The sequence below is a fragment of the Gallibacterium faecale genome (assembly GCF_027920745.1).
Classification (GTDB): Bacteria; Pseudomonadota; Gammaproteobacteria; order Enterobacterales; family Pasteurellaceae; genus Gallibacterium; species Gallibacterium faecale.
Map to the genome: position 1 here is coordinate 1 of NZ_JAQIBB010000010.1, position 4,225 is coordinate 4,225.

5 protein-coding genes and 2 tRNA genes are annotated in these 4,225 nt (G+C 36.4%); 5 read left to right on the forward strand and 2 right to left on the reverse strand.

Annotated elements, in window-relative coordinates; all coding sequences use genetic code 11:
- Window positions 1-130: 130 nt before the first annotated feature.
- Together PF272_RS01110 and trmB are read right to left on the reverse strand one after the other, a co-directional pair.
- A complete protein-coding gene (locus PF272_RS01110) occupies window positions 131-472 on the reverse strand; it encodes a YggL family protein (protein WP_065234704.1) in 342 nt (113 codons plus the stop codon).
- Between the two features lie 17 nt (window positions 473-489).
- Entirely contained in the window at window positions 490-1,245 is a 756-nt protein-coding gene (gene trmB, locus PF272_RS01115; protein ID WP_065234703.1) for a tRNA (guanosine(46)-N7)-methyltransferase TrmB, read from the reverse strand.
- Between the two features lie 137 nt (window positions 1,246-1,382).
- On the opposite strand from trmB, the gene mutY reads away from it, so the two are divergent.
- The 5 genes from mutY (at window position 1,383) to PF272_RS01140 (ending at window position 4,183) form a co-directional block, all read left to right on the forward strand.
- Window positions 1,383-2,510 (forward strand): A/G-specific adenine glycosylase, encoded by a 1,128-nt coding sequence (gene mutY / locus PF272_RS01120; RefSeq protein ID WP_271141323.1) that lies wholly within the window; start codon window positions 1,383-1,385, stop codon window positions 2,508-2,510.
- A 10-nt stretch (window positions 2,511-2,520) separates the two neighbouring features.
- Complete coding sequence (locus PF272_RS01125; protein ID WP_065238226.1) at window positions 2,521-2,793, forward strand: oxidative damage protection protein; 273 nt, start codon at window positions 2,521-2,523, stop codon at window positions 2,791-2,793.
- 6 nt (window positions 2,794-2,799) lie between these two features.
- A complete protein-coding gene (gene mltC / locus PF272_RS01130; RefSeq protein ID WP_271141324.1) occupies window positions 2,800-3,882 on the forward strand; it encodes a membrane-bound lytic murein transglycosylase MltC in 1,083 nt (360 codons plus the stop codon).
- 145 nt (window positions 3,883-4,027) lie between these two features.
- Window positions 4,028-4,103, forward strand: a tRNA-Phe gene (locus tag PF272_RS01135).
- A gap of 4 nt (window positions 4,104-4,107) precedes the next feature.
- A tRNA-Asn gene (locus PF272_RS01140) sits at window positions 4,108-4,183 on the forward strand.
- Window positions 4,184-4,225 lie beyond the last annotated feature (42 nt).

The following is a 4,225-nucleotide window of genomic DNA, read 5'->3' on the forward strand; positions in this document are numbered from 1 at the left end:
AAATAATTTTGGGATTTATGCTTGTTGTTTACGATATTTCAGTTTACAGAGCGTAATATTGAGAATAGAGAACAAAAAGTAATATAAAAAAATTGCCACTTTCAAAGTGACAATTTTTAATTCGTAAAGTTTATTCAGCGACAGGGAAATCCCACCAAATATCGAAAAGATCACTAACTTCAACTTGTGAAAGTCCATTTTGTTCTAACCAAGTTTTTACTAATTGGCGGTGAGAATCATCACATTTACCAAGTTTTTCTAAGCAAACTAAACCTTCCCAATGTAAATAACCGCTTCCTTCATAAGCTAAACCGTTTGGTTTAATTACTTCATCAATGAAACGATCAACAACTTGATCAATTTCACTTACAGACGTATTTTCTGCAAATTGCCACTTAACAAGAAAACCTAGTTCTTGGAATTCATCAATGTGCATTTTTTTGCGTTGTCTGCGATTACGTTGATATGCCATATTATCCTCCTTTTGGACTATTGATTTTTAACAAAATAAAGATCCCAAACACCATGACCTAATTTATGACCACGTTGTTCAAATTTAGTTAATGGTCGAAAGTCTGGACGTGGAATATAATCGTTGGTGAGAGAAGTATTACGCAATTTTGGCTGTTGTCTTAATACTTCTAGCATATGTTCAGCATAATTTTCCCAGTCTGTCGCCATATGAATAAATCCTTCTGGCTTAAGTTTCTCCATAATAAGATCAATGAAAGGAGTTTGGACGATGCGTCTTTTATGGTGTTTTGCTTTGTGCCAAGGATCAGGGAAAAAGAGCTGTAAACCAGTTAATGAATTCTTAGGAATATTATCGTTAAGAATTTCAATGGCATCATGACAAATGACACGGAGATTCGTGACTTGTTGTTCTAATGCATAAGCAATGCAAGCCCCTACGCCAGGCGTATGCACTTCAATTCCAAGATAATTAGATTGTGGATTTTGCTTTGCCATATCAACTAGTGATCGTCCCATACCAAATCCAATTTCCAGGATAACAGGATTTTCATTGCCAAAAATTTTTTTGAAATCAAAAGGATCTTGTTGATGTTCTAAACCAAAATCATCCCAATTGTCATTCATTGCACGTTTTTGTGCTTCACTTAAACGCCCAGTTCTTAATACAAAACTACGGATTTTACGCATATAGCGTCCATCTTCCGTAAATTCTGGTGTGTTAACCGTTTTGCGTTTTTGTTCAGCAATATTATTTAAAGCATTTTCTTGCATAAAATAAGATAAATCCAACAAGGTTCTACAATTAAAACGGCGTGTATTTTACCTGATAATCTGCCATTTTTGTTATGTTTTAATCAAATTCCTTATGGTACACTCGCACGTTTCATTCATTATTTAGAAGAGTTTTTATGTGGCTAGCTGAATCAACGCCAGATGCGCCTTTTGCAAGTGCAGTGTTGTCTTGGTATGAAAAATATGGACGTAAGACATTACCATGGCAAGTGAATAAGTCCTTATATGGAGTCTGGTTGTCAGAAATTATGTTACAACAAACTCAAGTTGTAACCGTTATTCCTTATTTTGAGCGTTTTATTCAACAATTCCCTACGATTACATCGCTGGCTAATGCCCCATTAGATGAGGTATTACATTTATGGACAGGCTTAGGCTACTATGCCAGAGCTAGAAATTTACACCGTGCTGCACAAATAATTCGAGATCAGTATCAAGGTGATTTTCCAACAAGATTTGAGCAGGTATTTGGATTACCTGGTATTGGGTTAAGCACAGCTGGCGCAATTTTGTCATCTTGTCTTGATGCGCCATATCCAATTTTAGATGGTAATGTGAAACGTGTCTTATCTCGCCATTTCGCGATTGAAGGTTGGCCGTGTGAAAAATCGGTTGAAACACAGTTATGGCAGCAAAGTGCAATGGTCACGCCTCAATCACAAGTCACCGCGTTTAACCAAGCAATGATGGATTTAGGAGCAACGGTTTGTACCCGTACTAAACCTAAATGTAGTTTATGTCCATTAGCGAAAAATTGTATTGCATACCATGAGGAGAGTTGGTCTCAATTTCCAGGAAAGAAACCCAAAAAAGCGTTACCAGAACGAGAAAGTTATTTTTTACTATGGACGCAAGGTACGCAGGTATTATTGCAACAACGTCCAGCAGAAGGATTATGGGGCGGACTCTATTGTTTTCCGCAATTTGAAAATCGGGATGATTTAGAGAGTTTTGTACAACAAAATAAAATACAAATTGTTGATGAATTACCAATATTTCGCCATACCTTCAGTCATTTTCACTTAGATATTCACCCGATGGTGGTAACGAATTTAAGCAGTTTATCGTTAGAGAATAAAAATGTTGCAGAAAATTGTGCAGAATATAAACAGAGAGTACAAAATGAAAGTGAATATTGGTATGATCTAGCGGATTTTTCGCCACCTAAAATTGGCTTGGCAACACCGGTTAAAAATTTGCTGCGTCAGTTATCGGCAAATTTAGCAATTAAACAAATGAAATAAGGATAATGTTATGGCAAGAACCGTTTTTTGTGAGTATTTAAAGCAAGAAGCAGAAGGCTTAGATTTCCAACTTTACCCGGGTGAATTAGGTAAACGTATTTTTGATTCAATCAGTAAGCAAGCGTGGTCAGAATGGTTAAAAAAGCAGACTATGCTAGTGAATGAAAAAAAATTAAATATGATGAATCCAGAACATCGTAAATTATTAGAGCAAGAGATGGTGAATTTCCTATTTGAAGGTAAGGATGTTCATATCGAAGGTTATGTTCCTCCTTCAAAGTAATCAAATATGAAAGCAAAAAAATATTTTATTATCTCAGCACTCGCACTATTTTTAGTGGGATGTGGTTCATCTTATAACGATGGCATTGATTATGATGATGCTTTTGCTAAAGATACCCGTGCGTTAGATATCCTCACTGGACAGTTCTCGCATAATATTGATCGTATTTGGGGTGTAAACGAGTTATTGGTAGCAAGCAGAAAGGATTACGTTAAATATACAGATAGATACTATACACGTAGCCATGTTAGTTTTGATGAAGGTGTGATTACCATTGAAACGCAAACCAGTTTAGCACGCTTAAAAAATGCGATTGTACATACATTATTAATGGGATCTGATGCTAATGGTATAGATTTATTTGCCGATGGTGACGTACCGATTAGTTCTCGTCCATTCTTATTAGGACAAGTATTAGATCATCAAGGTGCTCAAATTCCGAATATTGCGGTAGCCTCTGCATTTGCAGATTACTTGATTAATAATAAATTACAGAGTCGTCGTTTAAGTAATGGACATATTGTGCAGTTTGTGGTGATTCAAATGATTGCTAACCATGTAGCAATTCGTGCCCAAAAATATATTCCATTTATTCGTAAAGCTGCAAGACATTACAACATTGATGAAAGTTTAATTCTCGGTATTATGCAAACAGAATCCAGCTTTAACCCATATGCGATCAGCTATGCTAATGCAATGGGATTGATGCAAATTGTTCCGCAAACTGCTGGTCGAGATGTGTTCCAAATGAAAGGCAGAAGTGGTGTACCGTCGAAGAAATATTTATTTGATCCGTATAAGAATATTGATGCAGGTGTTTCTTATTTATGGCTATTACAAAATAAATATTTAGCGGGGATTACCGATCCTACCTCAAGACGTTTTGCCGTTATTTCTGCTTATAACGGTGGTGCAGGTGCAGTATTACGGATCTTTGATGAAGATAAAGATATTGCTGTAAATAAGATTAATCGCTTATTACCTGAGCAAGTGTATCGTATTTTAACAACGAAACACCCTTCAGCACAGGCGAGAAACTACTTAATTAAAGTTGATAAAGCACAAAAAAGTTATCGGGTAATTCGCTAATTTTGCTTGTTTTCGTGGTGCTTTAGTATTAATTTTATTCGTTTTGGACATAAAAACGGCTAACGTACGAAAAAAAGAAATTTTTTTCAAAATAGTGGTTGACTTGAAGGCCAAAAAAACGTTTAATACGCACCACTAAGACGTTGCCCAGATAGCTCAGTCGGTAGAGCAGGGGATTGAAAATCCCCGTGTCGGTGGTTCGATTCCGCCTCTGGGCACCACTATTCCTCCTTAGTTCAGTCGGTAGAACGGTGGACTGTTAATCCATATGTCGCTGGTTCAAGTCCAGCAGGAGGAGCCAAATTCAATAAGGCTGTTACAATTTAAGTTGTAACAGCCTTTA

Coding starts and splice junctions, on each gene's coding strand:
- PF272_RS01110 (WP_065234704.1), bottom strand. CDS start 472: ATGGCATATCAACGTAATCGCAGACAACGCAAAAAAATGCACATTGAT.
- mltC (WP_271141324.1), top strand. CDS start 2,800: ATGAAAGCAAAAAAATATTTTATTATCTCAGCACTCGCACTATTTTTA.
- trmB (WP_065234703.1), bottom strand. CDS start 1,245: ATGCAAGAAAATGCTTTAAATAATATTGCTGAACAAAAACGCAAAACG.
- PF272_RS01125 (WP_065238226.1), top strand. CDS start 2,521: ATGGCAAGAACCGTTTTTTGTGAGTATTTAAAGCAAGAAGCAGAAGGC.
- mutY (WP_271141323.1), top strand. CDS start 1,383: ATGTGGCTAGCTGAATCAACGCCAGATGCGCCTTTTGCAAGTGCAGTG.